Annotated in this window: 3 protein-coding genes and 1 pseudogene; 2 read left to right on the top strand and 2 right to left on the bottom strand. The window is 65.0% G+C overall.

What is annotated here, in order from left to right; all coding sequences use genetic code 11:
* Positions 1-235 (bottom strand): annotated as a pseudogene (locus EOA86_RS27225) (carbohydrate kinase); the annotation flags it as partial.
* A complete protein-coding gene (locus EOA86_RS27220; protein ID WP_128344521.1) occupies positions 232-1,014 on the bottom strand; it encodes a DeoR/GlpR family DNA-binding transcription regulator in 783 nt (260 codons plus the stop codon). The pseudogene EOA86_RS27225 and the gene EOA86_RS27220, both read right to left, overlap by 4 nt.
* Before the next feature lie 199 nt (positions 1,015-1,213).
* Between EOA86_RS27220 and EOA86_RS27215 the strand changes: the two genes are divergently transcribed.
* Positions 1,214-2,257, top strand: coding sequence for a class II aldolase/adducin family protein (locus tag EOA86_RS27215; protein ID WP_128344519.1), 1,044 nt, complete (start codon positions 1,214-1,216; stop codon positions 2,255-2,257).
* Positions 2,241-3,466 (top strand): FGGY-family carbohydrate kinase (locus EOA86_RS27210; RefSeq protein ID WP_128344517.1); only part of this gene is annotated, 1,226 nt, incomplete at its 3' end. The genes EOA86_RS27215 and EOA86_RS27210, both read left to right, overlap by 17 nt.

The raw sequence follows: 3,466 nt of genomic DNA, 5'->3' as shown, positions 1-3,466 counted from the left end.
AGGCAAAGGTGCAGCCATGGCCCGAAACCATCAATCCTTCCACACCATGATTGTCGACCGCTTCGCCGACGACGCGAGCCGCCCAATCGTGAAGCACTGTCTCGTCGAGCACACTGAAGTCGCCTTTGCGCGTCCAGTTCGGCTGAGTCCGGCGCTCATCGAGAATCTGCCCGTCCTGACCAAAGACGAAGAGCTTCGAGTTGGTCTTGCCGAAGTCGAGGACGGCCACCTTCACTGCAGGGCTCCAGAGGCAGAGGCGATCCGCACCGTGACGCCGGCGTCTTCGAGCATGCGTGCGTCCGCATCGGACAGGCCGTCATCGGTCACCAGCGTGCCGATGCGGGACAGAGGCAGCGCGACGTTGCGCGCGTGGATCGACAGTTTGCGGCTGTCGGCCAGCACTACGATCTGGTCGGCGCATAGGCTGAGTTCGACGATGGAGCGGACCAGCAGCGGATGCGATTCCAGCACGCCCTCCGGGCCGACGCCTTGCGCGCCAAGAAAGAATTTCGACGCGTAGAACGGCACGGCCTGGGTGAGCGAATGGATGATGCCAGGCTCGCGATGAAGCTCACCGCCGGCGATGGTTAGGCTGCAATGACCGTGGTCGCTCAAATAGGCGATGAGCGGCATCGAGTTGGTGTAGAGCCGGATGTTGCGGTCGGCGAGCTTGGCACCGAGATGGAAACAGGTCGAACCGCCATGCACGATGACGGCGTCGCCATTGCGCACCATGGTCGCGGCGAGAGCCGCGATCTGCCGCTTGGCTTCGACTGCGAGATCGCGGTTCTCGTCATAGGGCCTGGCATAGGCGACGCCCGCCTGCGAGGCGCCATCGAGCGCCGAGATGCCGCCATAGACCTTTCGTGCTTCACCGGCCTCATCGATCTTGTCGATGTCGCGCCGCACCGTCGCTGCCGACACGCCGAGCCGCTCCTGCAGCTCGCGCACTGAGGCGAAGGGGCGATCCCGCAACAACTCGACAATCTGACGCTGGCGGCCGGAGTCGCTCAACGGATACCCTCCCGAAATGCCATTTTGCCACGGCAATTGGTGCAACTTACTCAACACCAATCAGATTGCAAGCTCGATTTGACTAGACAAGATCACTATTGACGTAACTTACTCGCATCTGCGATACCAGCATCACTCGTTATCCCGGCAGCGGGATATCCAAAGCCGTGGCCACGCGGCCGTTTGTGAAGGAATTTCGATGGCAAACTATGCGGATGCGCAGGAATTGGCTGCTTTGCGGTCGCTTTCGGCCAGCATCGGTCGCGACCCGCATTTGACCCAGGCCGCGGGCGGCAACACTTCGCTGAAGGCTGGCGACACGCTCTGGATCAAGGCTTCCGGTACTTGGTTGAAGAATGCGCTCGCCGAACACATTATGGTTCCCGTGGCGATCGCCCCGCTGCTCAGGGCTGTCGAACAGCGCGACCCGGCCGCCGATAAGCCGCAGGGTTTCGCCATCGAGGCGCTCAACACGCGCAGGCTGCGCCCCTCGATCGAGACCACGGTTCATGCCCTGATGCCGCAGCGCGTCGTCCTGCATGTCCACTGCGTCGACACTATTTCGCTTGCCGTGCAGGCCGACTGCGAGGCTCAAATCGCCAAGCGCCTCGATGGTCTCGAATGGGCGTATGTTCCCTATCGCCGGCCGGGCCTGCCGCTCGCCCAAGGCATTGCCGAGCGCCTTCGACCAGGGGTCGATATGCTGATCCTTGCCAATCACGGCCTGGTCGTCGCAGCCGAGACCGTTGCCGGCGCCGAAGCGCTGCTGCGCCGCGTCACAGGGCTGCTGGCGCGGCCGCCCCGCGAGGTGGCGGAGCCCAACCTTGCTGCACTGACGGCGCTCATCGGACGCACCGGTTACAGGTTGCCGGCGGATGTCGAAGCGCATGCGGCCGCGATCGATCCGGAAAGCTGCCGCATGGCGTCGAGGGGCAGCCTCTATCCCGATCACGTTATCTTTCTCGGCCAGGGTTCGGTCGTGGCGAGACCCGGCGAGGACGTGAAGCGTGTCACCGAACGGTGCGACAGTGCACCGGTGGCAATCCTGTTTCCCGGGCTTGGCGTGCTGATGCGCGGCGACGCGAGTGGCGGCGCCGACGCCATGCAACGCTGCCTTGCCGACGTGACGGCGCGGGTCGATGTCGCGGCGAAGCTGAACTATCTGACCGCAGCCGAGAACGACGAACTGATCAACTGGGACGCCGAGCAGTACCGCCAGAAACTCAATGCAGCCGGCAGCTGACATAGCGCGTTCGAAGGGCCCGCTTTCGATCGGCCCCCTTTCGATCGGCATCGACATCGGCACATCAGGTGCGCGCGCCGTCGCCATGCGCCCGGACTTTTCGATTGCCGCGCGTTCCGCCGTCCCACTCGACAGATTTGGTCAGAACGCCCCCGACCCCTCAGTGTGGTGGTCAGCGGTCGGCGCGGCGCTGACCGAACTGCTTTCAGGCATCGATCGCGCCGCGGTCCGGTCGATTGCCGTCGACGGCACTTCGGGCACGCTGCTGCCGGTCGACGGCACCGGGCGGCCGCTCGCCGAACCGTTGATGTACAATGACAAGGTCGACGACGACGCTATTCTGGCCGTAATCGCGCGCGAAGCGCCGGCAGCGAGCGCAGCACTTGGGGCGACGTCCGGTCTCGCCAAGGCGCTCCGGTTCCAGCGACGGCCCGGCGTTGCCGCGGTGCTGCATCAGGCCGACTGGATCGCGGGACAGTTCTCCGGCCGTTTCACTGTCAGCGACGAGAACAATGCCCTGAAAACCGGCTACGACGTCGAGGCTCGGCGCTGGCCGGACTGGATCGCCGCGACCGGCATGCGCATGGAACTCCTGCCTCGCGTCGTCAAGCCGGGCGACATCACGGGAACGATCTCCGCGAGCGCCGCGGATTTGTTCGGCCTGGCGCGCGACGTCGCCGTGGTCGCCGGGACGACGGATGGCTGCGCGTCATTCCTGGCGACGGGCGCTGCGGCAGTTGGCGACGGCGTCACCGCGCTGGGGTCCTCGCTGACCATCAAGATCCTCTCCGACCGGCCGATCTCGGCGCCGCAGTTCGGCATCTATAGTCACCGGTTGGGAGATGCTTATCTGGCGGGTGGTGCGTCGAATTCGGGCGGCAAGGTGCTGGCGCAGCATTTTCCCCTCGCGCGCATCATCGAGTTGAGTGCGGCGATCGACCCTATGACGGAGACGGGCCTCGACTATTATCCACTTCCCGCGGTCGGCGAACGCTTCCCGGTAGCCGATCCTGCCCTGCCGCCGCGTCTGACGCCGCGGCCGGCGGACGACGCCGACTATCTGAAAGGAATGTTGGAGGGCATTGCCGAGATCGAGGCGCTCGGCTATCGCCGGCTTGCCGAGCTCGGCGCGCCTCGGCTGAACTCGGTCAGAAGTGTCGGCGGCGGTGCGGCAAACGCCGCCTGGACGGCGATCCGGCAGCGCAAGCT

It is taken from the genome of Mesorhizobium sp. M5C.F.Ca.IN.020.32.2.1 (genome assembly GCF_004023105.1).
In the GTDB taxonomy this organism is placed as follows: domain Bacteria; phylum Pseudomonadota; class Alphaproteobacteria; order Rhizobiales; family Rhizobiaceae; genus Mesorhizobium; species Mesorhizobium wenxiniae.
This window is presented reverse-complemented; position numbering and strand designations above follow the sequence as displayed.

Coding starts and splice junctions, on each gene's coding strand:
- EOA86_RS27215 (WP_128344519.1), top strand. CDS start 1,214: ATGGCAAACTATGCGGATGCGCAGGAATTGGCTGCTTTGCGGTCGCTT.